This is a genomic window from Paenibacillus sp. Soil724D2 (assembly GCF_001427935.1).
Lineage (GTDB): Bacteria > Bacillota > Bacilli > Paenibacillales > NBRC-103111 > Paenibacillus_E.
In genome coordinates this window covers 167,588-185,467 of the sequence record NZ_LMRY01000012.1, presented here as the reverse complement: position 1 = coordinate 185,467, position 17,880 = coordinate 167,588, and the positions used below count along the sequence as shown (strand labels likewise).

Genomic DNA, 17,880 nt, shown 5'->3' with positions numbered 1-17,880 from the left:
CATACCGTTGGTCGGCTAGCTCATTGGATCTAAAGAATTAATGGGGTGTAGGATTCCCTTATAGGCAAACGAAGCATTACCGGTTTCCTCTGAAACAACGAGTACAAGAGCATCGGTTCGCTCTGTCAAACCTATCGCCGCGCGGTGTCTTGTCCCCAGTTTTTTATCCACCGAAATATTAGATACTGGCAAAACATTCGCAGCCGAAACGATTCGATCGGATTGAATCAGTAGGGCTCCATCATGCAGCGGGTTGCCAGGGTAAAAAATGGCTTCCAATAACGAGTAAGTCAACGTGGCTTCCAACCTAATGCCTGAGTGCATAAACATATCCAGCAGATCATTCCTCTGGATCACGATCAAAGCACCATGTCGGCGTTCCGACAGATGCTGAATGCAAATGGACAAGTCTAAATAATGGTTGGTAAAAGAGGATAAATAACATTGCAAATAGAAGGAAGCCGCAATGGATTCGACTTGTTTGAAGGCTTCACGAATTTCGTCAAATCGACTTAAAAGACAGCTATTTTCATCATTATCTAAGGTATCCAAGCTGCACTCTATTTCAGCGGAAATGTGGCGCAATTGTTGCTTCAATTGTTCTTTCATCGGGGATATGTCACAATTTTCTTGCTGCACTCGTCACACCTCAGAACTTCATTATTATGTTCTCGAATATGTTGATCAACTTTCGGTATTCCTATGAATTAATATGTACATCCTTCCTTTTATGTATTACTTTAAATGTAATCGTCAGCTGCCTAGATTTCATGGTGAGGAAAAATAAAGTTCTGTAACTATCTCGACAAAATTCTGTACATATCTGATATGATGGATAGGAAAAAATTCTCATAAAATTAAACTTAGGTTGATGGATTGCTTTCGAAAAAACAGATATTGATAATCCTCTCAATACCGGATCAGGGTACTACCGTCACTTTTCAGATCCCACAATAAGGAATGAACCAAAGCAATTATAACGAATTAATTTTCCCATTTCCAAATAAAAAGCCCGCCAGATATCTCTGGCAGGCTTTAATTTTATTTCTTCTTCCATACTCTTTTTCTCAGCATGACTCCCGCAAGGATCAATGCAAGACCAGCTATCTCTACATATAAATGGCTGGTTTCCCCTGTCTTCGGAAGTGTTTGTCCTGGTATTCCGTTAGCCGTTAAAGTTCCGAGAGGAATGTCTTGAACGTTAATATCAATGAATGTTTCCGTTTCATTGCCATCGGGATCTTTTATAACGATAGTTATCGTATCTTTCCCGATGTAGCCTTGGTCTGGCTTATAGGTCCAGCTTCCATCTGGATCAATGGTTGCCTTACCATGCTCAGGCGGTTTGCCGATGGATGGTATGGCTCCCTTTGGAACTTCAATTTTACCGTCAATCGGTGTGTCCTTATCCGTTGTTCGATCATCCGGCGTCGGCGATGGCTTTGCCGACGGACTCGCTGTTGGTGTAGGTGATGGTGTCGTCGACGGGCTCGGCGTTGGCGATGGCGTTGCGGATGGGCTCGGCGTTGGATTTGGATCTGGACCCGAACCTGACCCTGGATCTGGCGACGGGCTTGGTGTTACTGGCGGTGTTACCGGTGGTGTCACTGGTGGTGTCACCGGTGGTGTTGCTGGCGGCGTTACCGGTCCAGCCACCTTCGTATTCGAAACATTTAAAGTAATACCCGCCGTCGAATTAACCGCTACCAGGTGTTCGCTTGCATCGAGCGTGTATCCAGACGGAGCCGCTGTTTCTTTTACTACATAGTCGCCTGCCAATAACTTCTTGAATACAACCGTACCGGTCGCATCCGTTGTCAGGGTGCTGATCAATGAGCGGGTAGAACCTGACTTCCGATATAGATCAAATGTTGCCCCGCTAAGCCTTATTCCACTATCGGCCGAATCCACTTTCTTAACCGTGAGCGAGCCTCTGATACCGCTGCCTGTACCAGATCCGCTTGAAACTCCGACCACAATACTTTTGGTCGTGTCTTTGGTCACACTAGTCACATTGTTGCCGCTAAAGCTAACTTTATTGGAGACGGTTTCCTTATCGCCTGCAACGATCAATGATTGATATTCCAGAACATACGCCGTTGAGATCTCATGCAGGAAGTTCAATTCAAAGGTCTGTTTGCCGTCATCGTCCGTGATGATTGCAACCGTATAATCCGTACCTTTTGTTAATTCTGCACCCTTGGTCACATCGCCGTTGGCTGCAACTGTAGTAGCAAATAAATGGAACGAACCGGGAAGCAGCAATTGATTTTCAGTTGGCGTATCCACAATTTTGGCATCCGCTACTGTTGATTGTCCGCGATTGATATCAATCGTCCAGTTGATTTTGTCCCCGTCCTGCACACCGTTCTTGTTGACATACTCGCCCCCTTTGGGGATGGCCACACTCGCCGTCAGGTTACCGGAAACTGGAGCAGAACCGTCAAATAGTCTTGCCGTATTATTTACTTTATCTCCAATCAGTTTGCTGTCCAGACTTGTTTTAAAGACAATGTAATACGGAGAGGAAATGGGTTGAACGAAAGTCACAACCAGTTTATTGCCGCTTTCGACCGTGTACGTATAATCTGCGCTATCTACAACCGTCCCTTGAGACGGATTGCCGTTCGCAGGAAGCGTCATGTTATACAAAACCAAAGAATTGGCGACCAATTGCTGACCGGACTCCAAAACATCCTCAACCTTGGCCACGGCAAGAGTTTTACTATTGTAATTGACACCTATCGTCCAAGTCAGCTGTTTGGTGCTTGCATTGTAAGAACCATTCTTAAATCCGTTATTTTTCACTTCATTTCTAGGGGTAAACGTTGAAGTTATGGTTTTGGTTTGTGCATTTAAAGAACTGTCAATCCAATCTATCTTCGCATTATTAATAAAATTGGTCGTGCTGCCGACAGGACTGATCCAGTCGTTATTGAATTCGGTTGTGTAGCTAATGTTAACTGGCCCGGATAACGGCTTGTTGAAAATTATTTGGAAGCCTTGATCAACCGCAGAATCGTCTACTGTATAGTCAGTCGGACTCATCGGCGTGGCGCCCTCTTTGACAGTCAATGAAACCGGAATGAGGTGGAGACCCTTATTCGGAAACACATCCGTAATCACAACGCTATTCATCGTTTGGCTGTCACCGTTAACGGCAATATTCCATTCCACCGTCTTAGCATTATAATTGATTGCTCCCACATTCTTGACAATGACCACCTGGTTCATTCCTTGAGTGGCCGTATCGCTATTCCCGCTGCCAGAGGTAACATTGTTAGTAATCGTAGCATTGTCGATAACACGTTGAATGGCCTTGGTTTGGTACGTAATTTTGTACGCGGATGAAATCGGATTATTGAATTGCAACTTGAATCCGCTTTGGTTGGTTCCGGTTGCTGTACTTACCGTATACTGAGCGCCGGGCAACTCACTGCTTAACGATTCGACTCCAGACGAATTTTGAGTAACCGGATATACATGAATAGATCCTGCAACGAGCTCTTCCGAGTCGTTAAACAAATCCGTCAAGAAGGCTGCGGCTTGTGCAATGCTCTTCTTATTGTAATTGTACTTAATGGCCCAATCGATGGTTTGCGTACTGGAACTATAACCCGTAGAGGCTTTATCCAGGGCGGTGCCATGCTGCACAGTAACGGTTGCCGTAGCATTAACGGGAGCTTTATTGCTACCTTCAAACGTTGCTGTGTTTTCAAATGAAGCTTTGTCTAGGTCGGTGATAGGTGTCTTATATTGAATCCGATATGCAGATTGAATCGGGCTGTCCGTAAAGCTCACTTTCAGTATATTGCCCGTTGTGCTCACGCTGTACTTACTGACATCAACCAACGCCCCTTGGACGGCCGTTCCATTCAGATTCATATCCAGACTGTAGACAGCGACGGTAACCGGAACGTCCAGACCTGCAGGAATCGGGTCGGTGACTACTGCGTTCTGAACGGAATTCAGCGCCTTATTCACATCAACCGTCCAATCGATGTTCTTCGCATTAAAGCCTTGGGGCACACCGCTTTTACCTATTGTTGAAGTGACGCTTGGCTTGAAGCTGAGCGTAAAGATTTGTTCCCCGCTTCTAATAGGCATTTTGATAATTTGAGTCGTACTTCCCGTTATTTTCTGGGTGTCAAATTGTGTCTTGAACGTCAAAATTCCCTTCACATTATCATGGCTTTCAATATAGTTATTAAAGGTCATTGTGACTTGATGATTATTTTTATTAACACTAAAAGCTCCTACATCCTCGTCTTCAAACTGAAGAGGGCCGCTGAGATCATTAAAAAGCAGAAATTGCTGTGGAAGCGTGAAGGTAAATATATCCCCGTTGTGGTAACCATGGCTGTTCGGCAGGGACCAGAAATAGTCCAATTGCACCTTGGAACCTTGTTCATAAACGTTTTCCGTTACGACATGGTCCGAACTGTCATATACAGACATCGCAACGCTGTCGATGATATTGCTTGAAATTGTGGCTGCTTTTGCCGGCATCAAAAAACCAAACCCATATATGCCCTGCATAATAATCAAAAGCGCAACCAGCAAAACGCTTGTCTTTTTCTTTAACATTTCTTTCGACACCTCTATCTTTCTGTTATTGGTTCAATTCATCAAAAAAGTCACATTTTGTATTGTAGGATATTGAACTGAACGTAATCTGAACAAAAGCAAAAAGAACCCGCTTCCGGATTCGGATGCGGGTTCTCCTGTCAACAAAAAGATTTGACTATAGTAGCATATACCTATCTACTTGATTAGTTTATTCTTTGTGTTCTAGCAATTTCCCTTTGACAACGATCCGATGCGTCGGATTGTCCATAGGATCGCAGGTAATTAAGGTTATCTCCCGATCCTTGCCGTTGCCTTCCAGAACCCAGACATCCTCGGGGAGGACATACTGCTTCTCCTGTACTTGATACCAATACTGCAAACTCCCCGTATCTACTTCGATCCAATCACCGACATCGACTTCGTCCAACCTGTTGAAATTTTTGCCATAGGTCAGATTTCTGTGTCCGGCGATGGCGTAGTTGCCGACAGCACCCACTTTACCTGTATGGACAATGCTGGCGACGGATAGTTTCAAGTTCTTCGCCGTCGCATCCGTTAGTATCGGAAGCTTCAGATTAATTTTGTCGATGGCTAGAATTCCCTCGATGGGTCCCCCAGTGATCGCCAATGGCGTTGGGGACGGTTCTACGCTTAGTAGCTTTGACCCACTGAGTGAAATCATATTATTGTTTTCCTTCGTAAGAAAGGGAGTATCCATATCCACCGGCTCCCCACTCGGTTCAGATGCTACCGCATCGATATGCCCGAGAGTATTCTGCCATTGCTTCAATATTTGCTGCTGCTTGTAGCTCTCATAGCGATCATTAATCGTCGGGTATAGAAAAATAATTATCCCAAGCAAAACCAACACCATCGGGAGTGCTCTTCTCATCATCAGAGGTTCCTGCCTTTGAAAGTGTAAACTGTCTCATTATCATCGAATAACTTATTTACTCAGTTAACCATATCCTACTGAACAAAAAATGAAATTTCCAACAATATGAAATTTTCACACGTTATTACCGATATATAGTCCATATGGCCTAGTTACTTGTAAGAAATCTCAATAATTGTTGTATTAAGAAATGTAGAACGTCGAATCAAGCAATGTTTGTTAGGGAAATCGGCCTATTTTGTGTCCCGTTGCATGGAATACCATCACCATGCGACTCCCTGTGAAGGAGGTTATGAGAGATGAAAGCGATCATCATTGATGATGAATATCTTGCCGTTAAATACTTGGAAAAACAATTATTGAAAGTCGGAGGAGTCGATATTATCGGCACGTATACCAACCCTGAGATTGCCGTTGAGGGTGCATTGGAGTTGATGCCGGATGTTGTCTTTATGGATATCAACATGCCTGGGATTTCGGGCATTGAAGTTGCAGAAAGGCTCCACAGCCACTTGCCGCAGCTGGACGTCGTGTTCGTTACCGCGTATGACTCCTATGCTGTTAAAGCTTTTGAAATGAACGCCATCGATTACTTGTTGAAGCCATCAAATATTGAGCGCATCCAGGTGACAATAGAACGATTAAAGCAATACCAGGATTGTAAACACAGCATACCAACGGAGTCTCCCTCCCCTCTTCTTAGATGCTTTCAATCGCTGCAGTTCGACGCGGGACAGACCGAATTTATAACCTGGCGAACAGCCAAAGCCCAAGAGCTATTCGCCTATCTGGTTCATCGGAACTGTCGACCTGTAAGAAAAGATACGCTGCTGGAGCTTTTGTGGCCTGAGTCCGATCAGAAGAAAGGCTTAACCCAGCTTTATACAGCCATCTATCAGATACGTAAAACGTTGCACGCGATGGGAAGCAGCATAGAGATACTAAACGTTGACAAAGGCTACACGCTCGATCTCAAAAATACCCGGCTTGACGTCGAGGAATGGGAAACTGGCTTGCTCGAGCTCCCGGCTCTAGAACCCGGTACGTTATCCCAATATAAACAACTGCTCGATCTGTATCGCGGCGATTACTTCGCGGAATATGACTACATCTGGGCTGAAAGCGAGAGAGAGCGGTTGAGGGCGCTTTGGTTCCAGCATGCTGTTTGTGTAGCAGACTTCATGGCGGCTTCCGACATGTATGCCGAGGCCCTCTCTCTCTACTATCGGATCCAGCAAGCCTTCTCTTACAGCGAAGAAAGCTACTGGGCATTGATGAAGCTGTATCATGCTCAGGGCGATTACGCTTCAGTTCAAAGGCAGCACGACAGTCTATGCCTCATCCTCAGCGAAGAATTCGGGATCAAACCCAATCCGGCCATTGAGGAATGGTACCTTCAAAATATGATTCACTCTTAACAAGCACAGTTTCAATTTATGTTCAGATCGTTCCGCTACAATTGGTAGGATTGACCTAGGAGAATTGGAGCGGTGAGCGATGCTAAGAATAATGATTGTTGATGATGTATCCTATATGCGCCTGTTGCTTAAAACAATGCTCGAAGCCAGTGGATATGAAGTCGTTGCCGAGGCCGCGTCCGGTGAAGAAGCCATTGAAAAATACGCCATTTATCGACCTGATCTTGTGACAATGGACATTACAATGCCGGGAATGCATGGGATTGATGCCACGAAGGCCATTATCCATAAAGATCCTTCCGCAATTATCATCATGTGCTCGGCGATTGCACAAAAGGATTTTGTGCTGCAAGCTATACGAGCCGGAGCCAAGGACTTTATCGCGAAACCTTTTCAAACATACAAGATCCTGAATACCATTGAAAGCTTACTTGCAAAGTAGCAACTTTTTGAAAGTGCATTCGATGTCTACATTCTTTCCGAAGTGTCTATGAATCGTTACTCTATATTTACGAATTATCGGAGGCTGGTCTTGACGTGATCCCAATTTTGTTGGATTTGATTCGTCTGTGTCTCCTTCATCATGATACTGGCCGGGACTGTCCCGAAAGTAGAGTGTTCTACTTCGGGATGGTCCCTTTTTGTGCTCGGCAGCGCCTCAACGCATGATACAAGGAAGTCAAACTGGGAATTAAATTAGAAAATAGCGAGACGCTTTAGTTCCGAAGAATTCTATTTTTGGTAATGAGAAAGAATACTTTCTCACTTGCTGGATGTATGGTTTTTTATTTTTGGCATTTGTTGTAGAATGACATTATTACATAGACCTTTTGGGGAAAAGGTATCCGATTGGAGTAAAATAATGATCTATCAAAATTTAGAAGAATGCTTAGTTGATTTAGAAAAGAACGGACATTTGGTTCGCATTCATGAAGAAGTTGATCCTGAGCTTGAAATGGCAGCCATTCATATGAAAGTTCATGAAGCCGGTGGCCAGGCCTTATTATTCGAGAATGTTAAAGGTTCGAAGTTTCGGGCGGTATCCAACCTTTTCGGTACAGTAGAGCGCAGCAAATATATATTTCGAGATACTTGGGAAGGCGTGAAAAATGTAATCTCTTTGCGAAGCGATCCCATGAAGGCAATGAAAAGCCCACTTAAACATATCGGTACGGGGCTTGCTGCCTGGAAAGCACTGCCGATCAAAATAACCGGTGGACTGCCGGCTGCTTTTGAGGAAATCAGCATTACTGACCTCCCACTCATCAAGCACTGGCCAGAGGATGGCGGTGCATTCGTCACCCTGCCTCAAGTGTATTCGGAAGATCCGGAGAAACCAGGAATTATGAATTCCAATCTGGGGATGTATCGGATTCAACTGAGCGGGAACGAGTATGAATTAAATAAAGAGATCGGCTTGCATTATCAGATTCATCGCGGCATCGGAGTCCACCAGGCAAAGGCAACTAAGCAAGGAGCCCCTTTAAAAGTAAGCTGTTTTATTGGCGGGCCGCCAGCGCATACGTTGTCAGCAGTTATGCCCTTGCCGGAAGGCATGAGTGAGATTACCTTTGCGGGCTTGCTCTCAGGCCGCCGCTTCCGCTACAGCTATATTGATGGCTATTGTATTAGTCATGATGCTGATTTTGTTATCACAGGAGAAATATATCCTGGCGAAACCAAGCCGGAGGGCCCTTTCGGCGATCATTTGGGCTACTACAGCCTTACGCATCCTTTTCCTCTCATGAGAGTTTACAAAGTATATGCCAAGAAGAATGCGATCTTTCCATTTACTGTCGTGGGCAGGCCCCCTCAAGAGGATACGGCGTTCGGGGCATTAATTCATGAACTCACAGGCGATGCAATCAAGCAAGAAATTCCAGGTGTCAAAGAAGTTCATGCCGTAGATGCCGCGGGCGTACACCCCTTGCTCTTTGCGATTGGCAGCGAACGTTACACGCCCTATCAACAAGTCAAGCAGCCTGCAGAGCTACTCACGTTAGCTAATCGAATTTTAGGGACGGGACAAGTTAGCTTAGCCAAGTACTTATTCATCACAGCAGAAGAGAGCCAGCCTTTGGATTCTCATGATGTAGAGCATTTCTTAACTTACGTTTTGGCTCGAATAGACCTTCATCGGGACCTTCATTTTTATACCAATACGACTATCGATACCCTAGATTACTCAGGTACAGGTTTGAATAGCGGCAGTAAGGTTGTATTCGCAGCAGTCGGAGATAAAAAAAGGGATTTATGTCTAGAGGTTCCCGGCGTTTTCAATGAAATACCGGGGGTCCAACATGCGCGTTTGGTCATGCCGGGAATCGTCGCGATTCAGCTTTCTGAATTTAAAAGTTACGGCGAGACACAGGTTGAAATGAAAGATTTATGCGAGGCAATTGGAGCAAAAGGCCCACTCCCTGCTTGTCCATTGATCATCGTATGTGATGACAGCCATTTTATGAGTGAGACTATTAACAACTTTGTTTGGGCTACATTCACACGCAGCAACCCTTCCCATGATATATACGGCGTGAACAGTTTTTATGAGAATAAGCATTGGGCTTGCGATAATGTTGTGATTGATGCGCGAATTAAACCGCACCAAGCACCGCCATTAATACCGGATCCAACGGTTGATAAAAACATCATGCGATTATTTGCCAAAGGCGGCAGTTTAGGCGGCATTCAAAAGTAGTAAAGAGCAAAAGCAGCATCACAACCTTAGGGATTGTGGTGCTGCTTTCTTTTGGAGCCACTTTATGGGCAATTTCCAAGTATTAATCAAATTAGCCTTGTAATGCTCTTGCGTCTATAATTGAAAAGTGAGCAGTACGTTCCTTTATTAACCAAGTTCCGTTTTGACGTACATATATATCATCATATTTAACACTATAGTCAATAATAACTTCTTTGCCATCTTCTTCTCTCACCATTTTCATTTGAGAGTACGAAACACCATTCGTATAAATATACACAAGGAATGCCCACGAAGTCCTTGCGAGACAGTTGGGGATTTGTTGTAGTAATATTTAAGGACCTACTTGAAAAATTGGAACAACTGCCAATGGCAGCTGTTCCTTTTATCGTCGAATAATAGAGGCCAACATAATAATACGCCACCTCATAGAGTGGAGTGTTATTTCGGTAAGGTTGCCATTATCGGATAAAATTCCGTAGTCATCACTCCCGCGATAACGGCAGGATCTTTAGCGATGAGCTGTGGGACTTGGTCTGCATTCTCAACCTCAATGATGGCGAGTCCATGAGGATCGTTTGGTTTTCGAACAGGTCCGAAAACGAGAGCAATCCCCTGATTTTGCTTATCCGTCCAATAGGCGATGTGTTAGTGCATAACGTTCCGTTCTTCTACGGTCATATCCTGAGGAAAAGTTGTTCTTGGCGGCGTAGACCATAACATGAAGTGTATTTTTCCAGGATTGTTGCTTGCAATGTTATCCGACATTACTAAAAACCCTCCAATTCCCTAAATTTGTTTTTCATACTATGACACTCAATGTAATTATCTCCCAAATCCCTTTCGTAATGCAAACAAACCGAACTAAAACATTCTTCTCGTTCTTTTAGGATTAATCTGTCCTTGCTAGAATTGGGAGGGTTTAACCTTTTACTCATCATCTCAAACATCCTAAAAAAAAGGACCCACAGCTACATGCTGCGGGTCTTAGTTTACCTATATTTTTCTTCAAAATCATTTCAATTCAAACTACATCTCAATCAGAAACAACTCTTCCAAATCCTTATCTAGCAAATCACTCAATTTCTTAGCTGTTGATGGGCCCACTGATTTAATAGATCGTTCAAGCAGACTGATATAAGCATGACTTAAACCCGAGTGCTTCGCCAACTCTCGCTGGGAGTAACCTTTAATGACTCTCGCTTTAATAAAAACATCGGTCTTCGCCAAGATCTTGATATTCATTCTGCCATAGACCCCCGTTCTCATTTTGTTCCCCTTAGAACATTATACCATTAAATTTTACTTATGCAACCATTTTAGTTTACATAAGTAACCTAAAATGGATCAATTTTATCTGGTACTTCGATTGTAATTACTTTAGTAAACTGTTACTATTAAATCGTTTACTAATGTTTACTTTTGTTAGTGAGGGTGAGTGAGGGTCTATGTATTTCTACGATAAATTAAAAGATATGCGCAAATTAAAGGGCTTCACCATCCGTGAGCTTGCAGACCGTTCAGGTGTCTCAGCAGCTTATATTTCCCAACTTGAGAACGGTAACCGCGGCATACCTTCGCCGGAAGTATTAATGAAGCTGTCAGAAGGACTTAACACTTCCTATTCCGAACTGATGGATATCGCTGGATATCTGGAATCTTCTCCGTCTGAACAGCAATTTCAAAGCAATCCCGTTAATTTGCGACGTTTTCTCCGAGAGAATGAGCTCATGTTTGATGGTTTTGTACTAACGACAGAAGATAAAGAATGGGTCGAGCGTATGCTGACCGTCTTATTTTGGAAAGACCGCCAAACGAATAATACCGACGCTCAATGATTCATTCTCATTTCACAAGACCGTTTCGAACAATTTTCGTCATCATTTCTGCATTCGGGTAATCGACTTCTTCATATTGCTTGACTACGTCTTCAATCCTATATGGAACACGTTCAATCGATGTTCGGATTTGTCCATTTTCAATTTCAACAATGGCATAGGCAGCTTTAGACATACCGTCAAAAGGTAGACCCACACTTCCGGTATTCAATAGAATTTTACCTTCCATATAACGGATGAATGGTCTGTGGATATGAGCATAAATGAAAATATCCGCATCCGACGCGGACATAAGCTTTGACTTCAGCACTTCATCACCAGCGCCAGGAAGTACGATTTCGAACAGGCTATCTGGCGTCGCATGAAACGCATGAATAGAAATACCCTCTATCTCAAGCTTCATTTCAGTAGGCAGACTCGCCAAGTATGCGATATCCTGCTCGTCCAATTGTGCAACGGTCCACTCCCGTTCTCTCTTCATCATGTCAATGACCTGCTCTGGGACTTCTCCTTGATTTACGCCGCGCACAACCCATTCATCTGCGTTTCCTTTAATGACCTGAGTATTTAAAGAACGGACCAAAGAAAGAGATCGTTTGGGATCTGGTCCACGATAGCAAAGATCACCCAGTACATAAATACGGTCTATCTCATGATTAGCTATATCTTGCAAAACAGCTTCGAGAGCGATTGCATTCCCATGTATATCCGAAATAAAGGCTAATTTCACTCGGTTTTCCCCCTGTTTATCACTCACTTCACAATTGGGTAGTCAATCACTATGACATTCTCAATAATTCCTTCTAATGATTTCACGAATTGCTGGTGCGCAGGATGCGGTCCATATTGTCGTAAAGATTCTTGATCTTCAAAAGTCACACGAAGTCCTAACGTGTATCCTTGCACATTGTCTGTTTCTTCTGTCACATTTACGCCTGCCGATAAATCGACGATCCCAGGGATCTTATTTTTTAATGACAATAAGGTTTCAAGCAATTCCTTTTCCTTCTGTGGATCTAAATTCTCTTTAAATCTGAACGAAACCAGGTGCTCAAACATCATGGCTAATAAAGCCTCCTTAAGGATTAATTTAGAATGCTAGACTTCGACCAGGTTCCATGATAAGACCCTTAATTCCCTCAGAAGCCAGACTATCAACAAAAGCACTCGGATCCTGCTTAATGAGCGGAAATGTGTTGTAGTGCATCGGAACGACCATTTTTGCTTGTAAGAATTGTGCTGCGATAACAGCGTCCCGGGGGCCCATAGTATAGTTATCTCCGATTGGTAGGAAGGCAAGATCAATATCATTTAATTTACCCAGCAATTGCATATCTCCAAAAAGGCCTGTGTCCCCTGCATGGTAAATCGTTTTCCCCTCAGCTGTAATGAGGAAACCACTAGCCATCCCTGTATAAATATTTTCTTTGGTTCCTGGCGGGTTATAAGAAGAATCATGCAGCGCTAATGTCATTTTTACTTTACCAAAAGGAAACTGATATTCGCCGCCGATCCCCATTCCGTGGGTTTTTGCGCCTTGGAAAGATAAGTACCTCCCCAAATCATTGGGTGCAATAATAGTGGCTTCGTTGCGCTTTGCAATCTCTAGTGAATCACCTAAATGATCGGCATGACCATGAGTAACGAGTATGTAATCGGCCTTAATATCTTCCGGTTTTGCAGCGGCCAGAGGGTTATGGTTCAAGAAGGGATCAATGATGAGCGTATGCTCCTTTAATCGAATCTCAAGACAGCTTTGTCCATGAAAAATAATGTTCATATAATCGCTCCTTTTTTAATTAGCTGATTTCAATGAAGTGTTCTTGGTTAGGCCTGTGCCTATTTTAGCATACTTTATTTACCACTTGCTTCTTTAAGATTCCCATCTACACTCCTCAGGCTTCTTATCCGGCAAAAAACCACGAAACACCGTAGTCCTTAATTGGTGCGTGTCTGTTCGCTCCAAATAGTCAATCCGGCAGCACAAGCGTGGTTCGATCCACTGTGTTTTGTCATCCATGAACGTGTTCAATTGCTTAGCTAGCACTAAAAACATTTGCTTATCTTCTTGCAGAAAGCCAAACTCAACCACTCCAACTGGCTTATTCTTCACTGTTCTGAAATTCAAGCCAATAACGAGACCAAAAGGATTCGTTCTGTAGCCCAAAATAACCACATCAATCGATTTAAAATATTTCATTTTCAGCCAATCGGCACTTTTGGTATCCAGTTGATATTTGGAGTTCTTTCGCTTCGCTACAATGCCTTCCATATTTCGTGTTTTCATTAACTCAAAAAGCGCCTTACCTTGTCCTCCTACGAACATGGTAGGCATGATAACGGGGGTAGAATCGACGATGTCGCCAAGCCGCTGTTTTCGCTGCGTCAACGATTCATCCAAATGAGCTCTATCTGTGTAAAGGACATCAAATACTACAAATGTTACGGGATGTGTGTTTACCGCGTGATTAATCCTCGCAGAATTACTTAATCGGCCACGATAAGAAAAATCATCAAATACCGGTCTGCCACCGCGCATAACAATTCCCTCACAGTCAAGAATTGCCGTTTGAGCCTTGATCGCCGCTGCTGCTTCCTTCAATTCCGGAAATTTACTGGAAATCAACATGCCGTTACGTGTAAAAGCTTCAATGCGATTCCCCTGCTTATGCAAGAGGATTCGCCATCCGTCCCATTTGGGTTCAAATATATAATTCTCGTCATCAAAAGCTTCTTTACCGATACTCACAATCATTGGTTTTATTGGCTCAAAGAGCATTTCTAACCACCCCATAACACCAGTGTGGCACTTTCGCAACCGATCTAAACAGCTCTCATTTTCACATCCAACCGCTGGAATGCTTTCCTAAGCTCATCTTTGGGTATATTCGCAAAGCGATCACCGATATTTACTTCGTAATAACATGTTGTCTCGCTGCTCTCTCTTACATAGGGGGTTAATCCTATACCTGTCTCCTCATACAAGGCTACTAATAGAGGTTCAAGCTTCTCTTTCGGCAGATCAACATGCACATGAAACATGTTAGTCACGGGTTCTAATGGTTTTGTCACAACGCCATGGCATTGATTATAGTATTCAGCAAGCACTTTGGCTTCTTCATAATACTGATTCATTTTAGGCAATCTCCGTTTGAAATAATAGCCGCTACTTAGGATATACGGATAAAGGCTAATTAAATCGCCTCCGTATCGTCTTTTCCATACTTTGGACTCTTTTGTAAAAGCTTCACTACCGGCAAGTATGGCTCCTGCGATCCCGCCAACCCCTTTATAGAAAGAAATATACACACTATCAAAAAGCTCACAAACTTCTGCTGCTGTTTTTTGATAATAAGGTAGAATCTCGTATAGTCTGGCTCCGTCTAGATGCAATTTAATTCCTTTTTCGCGACAATAAGTACAAATCGCAACAAGCTCCTCGTAGTCCGGCAGCTGTCCGCCAATTTCACGTTGCGGTAATTCTATTAATAAACAAGCAATATCATCTTGCATATGGAGAACATCTTCCAGCCGAATCAGTCTGTCCTTATCCCCAAGCAAAATAGTTTCAATTTGATGCAATTCTTTTAACCCGTCTTCTTCATGAATTTCTAAATGACTCAAAGGATGATAAGCCACTTTCTTACTACCTTTCTTGTCAGACCAGATTCTTAAGGCAATTTGTTGTGCCATAGTTCCACTAGGGAAAAATACGGCTGTTTCTTTACCCAAGAACGTCGCCATTTCTTCTTGAAAACTTTCGATAAGTTTACCTGAACCATACATATCACTGTCCAGATTCCCATCTATATCATTCAATACCTCTTTCAAAACCTGAATGTTTCTTTTACTATGGCCACTTACTGGGTAACTTGCTTGATGAAACGCTTCTAATAATGGGTTGTTCTTGCTCATTTGTATGATCCTCCTTTGTCATTTTTCACTTGGTGAAACAACAGCCGTGACTTATAATCAAACTAATCTGGTTGAAAAGGAGAATAAAGATGAAAGAAATCATAATCGGAACAAAGGATCAATTCACATCATTTCCGGCAGAGGTTCAAGTAGAGGATAACCTGTACTTCCTTGCGGAGATAGATGGAATATACACCCTACTGTCTAGTGTTTGCCCTCATGCCGGTTACACCGTTGACCTTGAAGACGGAGAGCTCGTGTGTCCTCTGCATGGATGGACGTTTGAAGTACATACGGGTCGCTGCCATAATGTGCCAAGTGCTAGACTCCCCTCTTATGAAGTCATATTAAGAGACGGCACTCTATTAGCTCAGATGCGTTAATCTCTAAGTATATTTTACCAATGGACAAGCTATACTAACAGCTGTTATTTCTAGACGAATGGCATTAGGAGGCTATATGTCCACAAAAGAAAAGAGTGATAAGCCAGGAACTATGAAGTGGTGGCAGCTGTCATTGCTTGGAGTTGCTTGTACGATTGGTACGGGTTACTTCTTAGGCTCAGGGATTGGTATCAAATTAGGCGGTGGATCCGTCATCTTTATGTTCATTCTTGCAGCCTTAGGCACTTATATTGTCTTTGATGTTTTGGCGCGAATGACGGGAGCAGATCCCCAGCAAGGATCTTTTAGGGCATATGCCAAAAAAGCATTTGGACGCTGGGCAGGCTTCAGCAGCGGATGGGTCTATTGGAGCTCAGAGCTTTTAATTATGGGAAGTCAATTAACAGCTTTGTCCTTCTTTACCCGAATCTGGTTTCCAGCGATACCTATGTGGATTTTTGCAACGGTTTACGCCTTGATTGGGCTCGGTGTTATCTTGCTTGGGACAAAAGCATTCGAGCGTACAGAGCACATTTTTGCCATTATCAAAGTATCCGCCATTGTTATGTTTCTCCTTATAGCAGGCGCCGCAGTCTTAGGATTTATCACGGGTGGAGCTCATCAGCCGAGATTCCAGATGGTCAAAGAAACCTTCTTGCCAGCTGGGTTAATGGGCTCTTGGTCCTCTTTTATTTATGCTTTTTACGCCTTTGGCGGTATTGAAATCATGGGCTTAATGGCCACAAGATTGAAGAAACCCGAAGAGGCTCCAAAAGCAGGCAATATCATGATCCTTCTTTTAACAACGCTTTATATCGCATCTCTTATTCTTGCTTTAATCTTGATCCCCTTGAATGCCTTACAGGGAAAGGAAAGCCCGTTTCAGGTTGCATTGGGAAGTTACAATCTTCCTTTTGTCCCGCATGCGTTTAACGCGATCCTCATTATTGCAGGATTTTCTACGATGGTTGCTTCTTTATTTGCGGTGACAACTATCCTTATCACGTTAGCCAAAGATCACGATGCCCCCTCGATCTTTGCCAAAAAAACATCAGGGAAAAGACAAATGCCTTTATTCGCCATCGGTTTTACGACTGGAGGTATTGCTGTAGCGGTGCTGATGGCTCTTTTGCTGCCAGAGGAGCTTTATGAATACGTAACAACAGCCGCTGGGATTATGCTGCTCTTGAACTGGCTCTTCATCCTGCTATCATCAGGCCGTTTACTACAACTATCCGCATGGGGAAAGATCAAGCGATATCTGGGCATGGCACTAATCCTTACAGCTATCACGGGTACAGTCTTTCATGAAACGAGCCGACCAGGATTCTGGATAAGCCTCCTATTTGTCGGGATTATAGGCTTGGTCACAATAGGCATGAGTTTCAAATGGAAAAAGAACACCCACGGAACATCTTACAAACCGAAAGAGCTGCCAAATCCTAAACATGATAATCGTGAAGGAGCGACCTAGCATTATCCAAAGAGGGCATGGAAGGCTTTAATCCCAAAATGCAACCCAAAGCCAATCAAGGATAGTCCTGATGCGATGGATATGAACGAGAGCGCGCGAGTTGTGAGAAATCTTCGAAACGTACTGGCTAACGATGCCATAAAAACATCCCACATACAAATACCAGTGAACATAACCCCCGTATACAATAATACGTGGTTTCTATCGAATTCAGCAATGGTTTCAGCTAAAACCGACCCATAGATACCAAGCCAAAAGAGTATGGACAAGGGACTAGTTATAGACATGAAAAAACCGGAGAAAAACGATTTCGATAGCGTTATCTCATTTCTATAACTTTCTTCCTTTATTTTCCCCGCATCAATCAAACTTTCGATACCCGTGTAAAGCAAAATAAAGCAGCCAAATAACCAAAGGAACGTTTTCATAAAAGGTGTAGTTAGAAAATGGACGAGTCCGAAATAAATGAGGATCATCAACAAGGCATCAGCAATCAGTGCTCCAATACCCACTACCCAAGCATGAAAAAAGCCCTTCTTAATCCCTCTGTCTAACACAGCTGCATTAATAGGACCAATTGGCGCAGCCAAAGATAAACCCAAGAGAAAAAAACTAAGAATCGTATACAACTTTGAATCACCCATTCATTAAAATATGTACATGCTTCAAGGCTCGTATCATCCTATTCCT

The 17,880-nt window shown here is 43.3% G+C and carries 18 protein-coding genes; 6 read left to right on the top strand and 12 right to left on the bottom strand.

Going from position 1 to position 17,880, the window contains the following annotated elements:
• Window positions 1-15: 15 nt before the first annotated feature.
• The 3 genes from cdaS to ASG85_RS13935 all read right to left on the bottom strand — a co-directional run bounded on the left by cdaS (window position 16) and on the right by ASG85_RS13935 (window position 5,464).
• The gene (cdaS, locus tag ASG85_RS13945; protein ID WP_082588078.1) at window positions 16-639 is read right to left on the bottom strand and encodes a sporulation-specific diadenylate cyclase CdaS; all 624 of its coding nucleotides are present in this window, start codon (window positions 637-639) and stop codon (window positions 16-18) included.
• Window positions 640-1,041: 402 nt separating this feature from the next.
• Window positions 1,042-4,587, bottom strand: coding sequence for a collagen binding domain-containing protein (locus ASG85_RS13940; RefSeq protein WP_060646539.1), 3,546 nt, complete (start codon window positions 4,585-4,587; stop codon window positions 1,042-1,044).
• A 190-nt stretch (window positions 4,588-4,777) separates the two neighbouring features.
• Entirely contained in the window at window positions 4,778-5,464 is a 687-nt protein-coding gene (locus ASG85_RS13935; protein WP_060646538.1) for a class D sortase, read from the bottom strand.
• A 299-nt stretch (window positions 5,465-5,763) separates the two neighbouring features.
• Here ASG85_RS13935 and ASG85_RS13930 point away from each other — a divergent pair, with 299 nt between their 5' ends.
• The 3 genes from ASG85_RS13930 to ASG85_RS13920 all read left to right on the top strand — a co-directional run bounded on the left by ASG85_RS13930 (window position 5,764) and on the right by ASG85_RS13920 (window position 9,580).
• Window positions 5,764-6,882 (top strand): response regulator, encoded by a 1,119-nt coding sequence (locus tag ASG85_RS13930; RefSeq protein ID WP_060646537.1) that lies wholly within the window; start codon window positions 5,764-5,766, stop codon window positions 6,880-6,882.
• Window positions 6,883-6,961: 79 nt separating this feature from the next.
• Entirely contained in the window at window positions 6,962-7,324 is a 363-nt protein-coding gene (locus ASG85_RS13925; RefSeq protein WP_057306904.1) for a response regulator, read from the top strand.
• Between the two features lie 420 nt (window positions 7,325-7,744).
• Window positions 7,745-9,580, top strand: coding sequence for a UbiD family decarboxylase (locus ASG85_RS13920; protein ID WP_200961676.1), 1,836 nt, complete (start codon window positions 7,745-7,747; stop codon window positions 9,578-9,580).
• A gap of 91 nt (window positions 9,581-9,671) precedes the next feature.
• On the opposite strand, the gene ASG85_RS13915 is transcribed toward ASG85_RS13920, so the two are convergent.
• From ASG85_RS13915 to ASG85_RS13910, 3 genes are all read right to left on the bottom strand, one after another.
• Complete coding sequence (locus ASG85_RS13915) at window positions 9,672-9,824, bottom strand: hypothetical protein (protein ID WP_235550120.1); 153 nt, start codon at window positions 9,822-9,824, stop codon at window positions 9,672-9,674.
• 197 nt (window positions 9,825-10,021) lie between these two features.
• Entirely contained in the window at window positions 10,022-10,225 is a 204-nt protein-coding gene (locus ASG85_RS39850; RefSeq protein ID WP_200961680.1) for a YciI family protein, read from the bottom strand.
• A 384-nt stretch (window positions 10,226-10,609) separates the two neighbouring features.
• Window positions 10,610-10,825: a helix-turn-helix domain-containing protein gene (locus tag ASG85_RS13910; RefSeq protein ID WP_216625547.1), complete on the bottom strand. Its 216-nt coding sequence runs from the start codon at window positions 10,823-10,825 to the stop codon at window positions 10,610-10,612.
• Between the two features lie 203 nt (window positions 10,826-11,028).
• On the opposite strand from ASG85_RS13910, the gene ASG85_RS13905 reads away from it, so the two are divergent.
• The gene (locus ASG85_RS13905; RefSeq protein ID WP_057306907.1) at window positions 11,029-11,418 is read left to right on the top strand and encodes a helix-turn-helix domain-containing protein; all 390 of its coding nucleotides are present in this window, start codon (window positions 11,029-11,031) and stop codon (window positions 11,416-11,418) included.
• 7 nt (window positions 11,419-11,425) lie between these two features.
• On the opposite strand, the gene ASG85_RS13900 is transcribed toward ASG85_RS13905, so the two are convergent.
• From ASG85_RS13900 to ASG85_RS13880, 5 genes are all read right to left on the bottom strand, one after another.
• Complete coding sequence (locus ASG85_RS13900; RefSeq protein ID WP_057306908.1) at window positions 11,426-12,148, bottom strand: metallophosphoesterase family protein; 723 nt, start codon at window positions 12,146-12,148, stop codon at window positions 11,426-11,428.
• Between the two features lie 23 nt (window positions 12,149-12,171).
• Entirely contained in the window at window positions 12,172-12,480 is a 309-nt protein-coding gene (locus ASG85_RS13895) for a Dabb family protein (RefSeq protein WP_235549448.1), read from the bottom strand.
• A gap of 28 nt (window positions 12,481-12,508) precedes the next feature.
• Entirely contained in the window at window positions 12,509-13,198 is a 690-nt protein-coding gene (locus tag ASG85_RS13890) for a metal-dependent hydrolase (RefSeq protein ID WP_057306909.1), read from the bottom strand.
• Between the two features lie 93 nt (window positions 13,199-13,291).
• Window positions 13,292-14,197 (bottom strand): RNA ligase family protein, encoded by a 906-nt coding sequence (locus ASG85_RS13885; RefSeq protein ID WP_057306910.1) that lies wholly within the window; start codon window positions 14,195-14,197, stop codon window positions 13,292-13,294.
• A 44-nt stretch (window positions 14,198-14,241) separates the two neighbouring features.
• A complete protein-coding gene (locus ASG85_RS13880) occupies window positions 14,242-15,333 on the bottom strand; it encodes a threonine aldolase family protein (RefSeq protein WP_057306911.1) in 1,092 nt (363 codons plus the stop codon).
• A gap of 89 nt (window positions 15,334-15,422) precedes the next feature.
• On the opposite strand from ASG85_RS13880, the gene ASG85_RS13875 reads away from it, so the two are divergent.
• Complete coding sequence (locus ASG85_RS13875; RefSeq protein WP_057306912.1) at window positions 15,423-15,716, top strand: Rieske (2Fe-2S) protein; 294 nt, start codon at window positions 15,423-15,425, stop codon at window positions 15,714-15,716.
• A 76-nt stretch (window positions 15,717-15,792) separates the two neighbouring features.
• A complete protein-coding gene (locus ASG85_RS13870; RefSeq protein WP_057306913.1) occupies window positions 15,793-17,190 on the top strand; it encodes an amino acid permease in 1,398 nt (465 codons plus the stop codon).
• Window positions 17,191-17,192: 2 nt separating this feature from the next.
• On the opposite strand, the gene ASG85_RS13865 is transcribed toward ASG85_RS13870, so the two are convergent.
• A complete protein-coding gene (locus ASG85_RS13865; RefSeq protein ID WP_156390245.1) occupies window positions 17,193-17,819 on the bottom strand; it encodes a LysE family transporter in 627 nt (208 codons plus the stop codon).
• Window positions 17,820-17,880: the final 61 nt, after the last annotated feature.

Coding starts and splice junctions, on each gene's coding strand:
- ASG85_RS13925 (WP_057306904.1), top strand. CDS start 6,962: ATGCTAAGAATAATGATTGTTGATGATGTATCCTATATGCGCCTGTTG.
- ASG85_RS13940 (WP_060646539.1), bottom strand. CDS start 4,587: ATGTTAAAGAAAAAGACAAGCGTTTTGCTGGTTGCGCTTTTGATTATT.
- ASG85_RS13880 (WP_057306911.1), bottom strand. CDS start 15,333: ATGAGCAAGAACAACCCATTATTAGAAGCGTTTCATCAAGCAAGTTAC.
- ASG85_RS13870 (WP_057306913.1), top strand. CDS start 15,793: ATGTCCACAAAAGAAAAGAGTGATAAGCCAGGAACTATGAAGTGGTGG.
- ASG85_RS13895 (WP_235549448.1), bottom strand. CDS start 12,480: ATGATGTTTGAGCACCTGGTTTCGTTCAGATTTAAAGAGAATTTAGAT.
- ASG85_RS13930 (WP_060646537.1), top strand. CDS start 5,764: ATGAAAGCGATCATCATTGATGATGAATATCTTGCCGTTAAATACTTG.
- ASG85_RS13905 (WP_057306907.1), top strand. CDS start 11,029: ATGTATTTCTACGATAAATTAAAAGATATGCGCAAATTAAAGGGCTTC.
- ASG85_RS13915 (WP_235550120.1), bottom strand. CDS start 9,824: ATGAAAATGGTGAGAGAAGAAGATGGCAAAGAAGTTATTATTGACTAT.
- ASG85_RS13935 (WP_060646538.1), bottom strand. CDS start 5,464: ATGATGAGAAGAGCACTCCCGATGGTGTTGGTTTTGCTTGGGATAATT.
- ASG85_RS13890 (WP_057306909.1), bottom strand. CDS start 13,198: ATGAACATTATTTTTCATGGACAAAGCTGTCTTGAGATTCGATTAAAG.
- ASG85_RS13885 (WP_057306910.1), bottom strand. CDS start 14,197: ATGCTCTTTGAGCCAATAAAACCAATGATTGTGAGTATCGGTAAAGAA.
- ASG85_RS13920 (WP_200961676.1), top strand. CDS start 7,745: ATGATCTATCAAAATTTAGAAGAATGCTTAGTTGATTTAGAAAAGAAC.
- ASG85_RS13910 (WP_216625547.1), bottom strand. CDS start 10,825: ATGAATATCAAGATCTTGGCGAAGACCGATGTTTTTATTAAAGCGAGA.
- ASG85_RS13875 (WP_057306912.1), top strand. CDS start 15,423: ATGAAAGAAATCATAATCGGAACAAAGGATCAATTCACATCATTTCCG.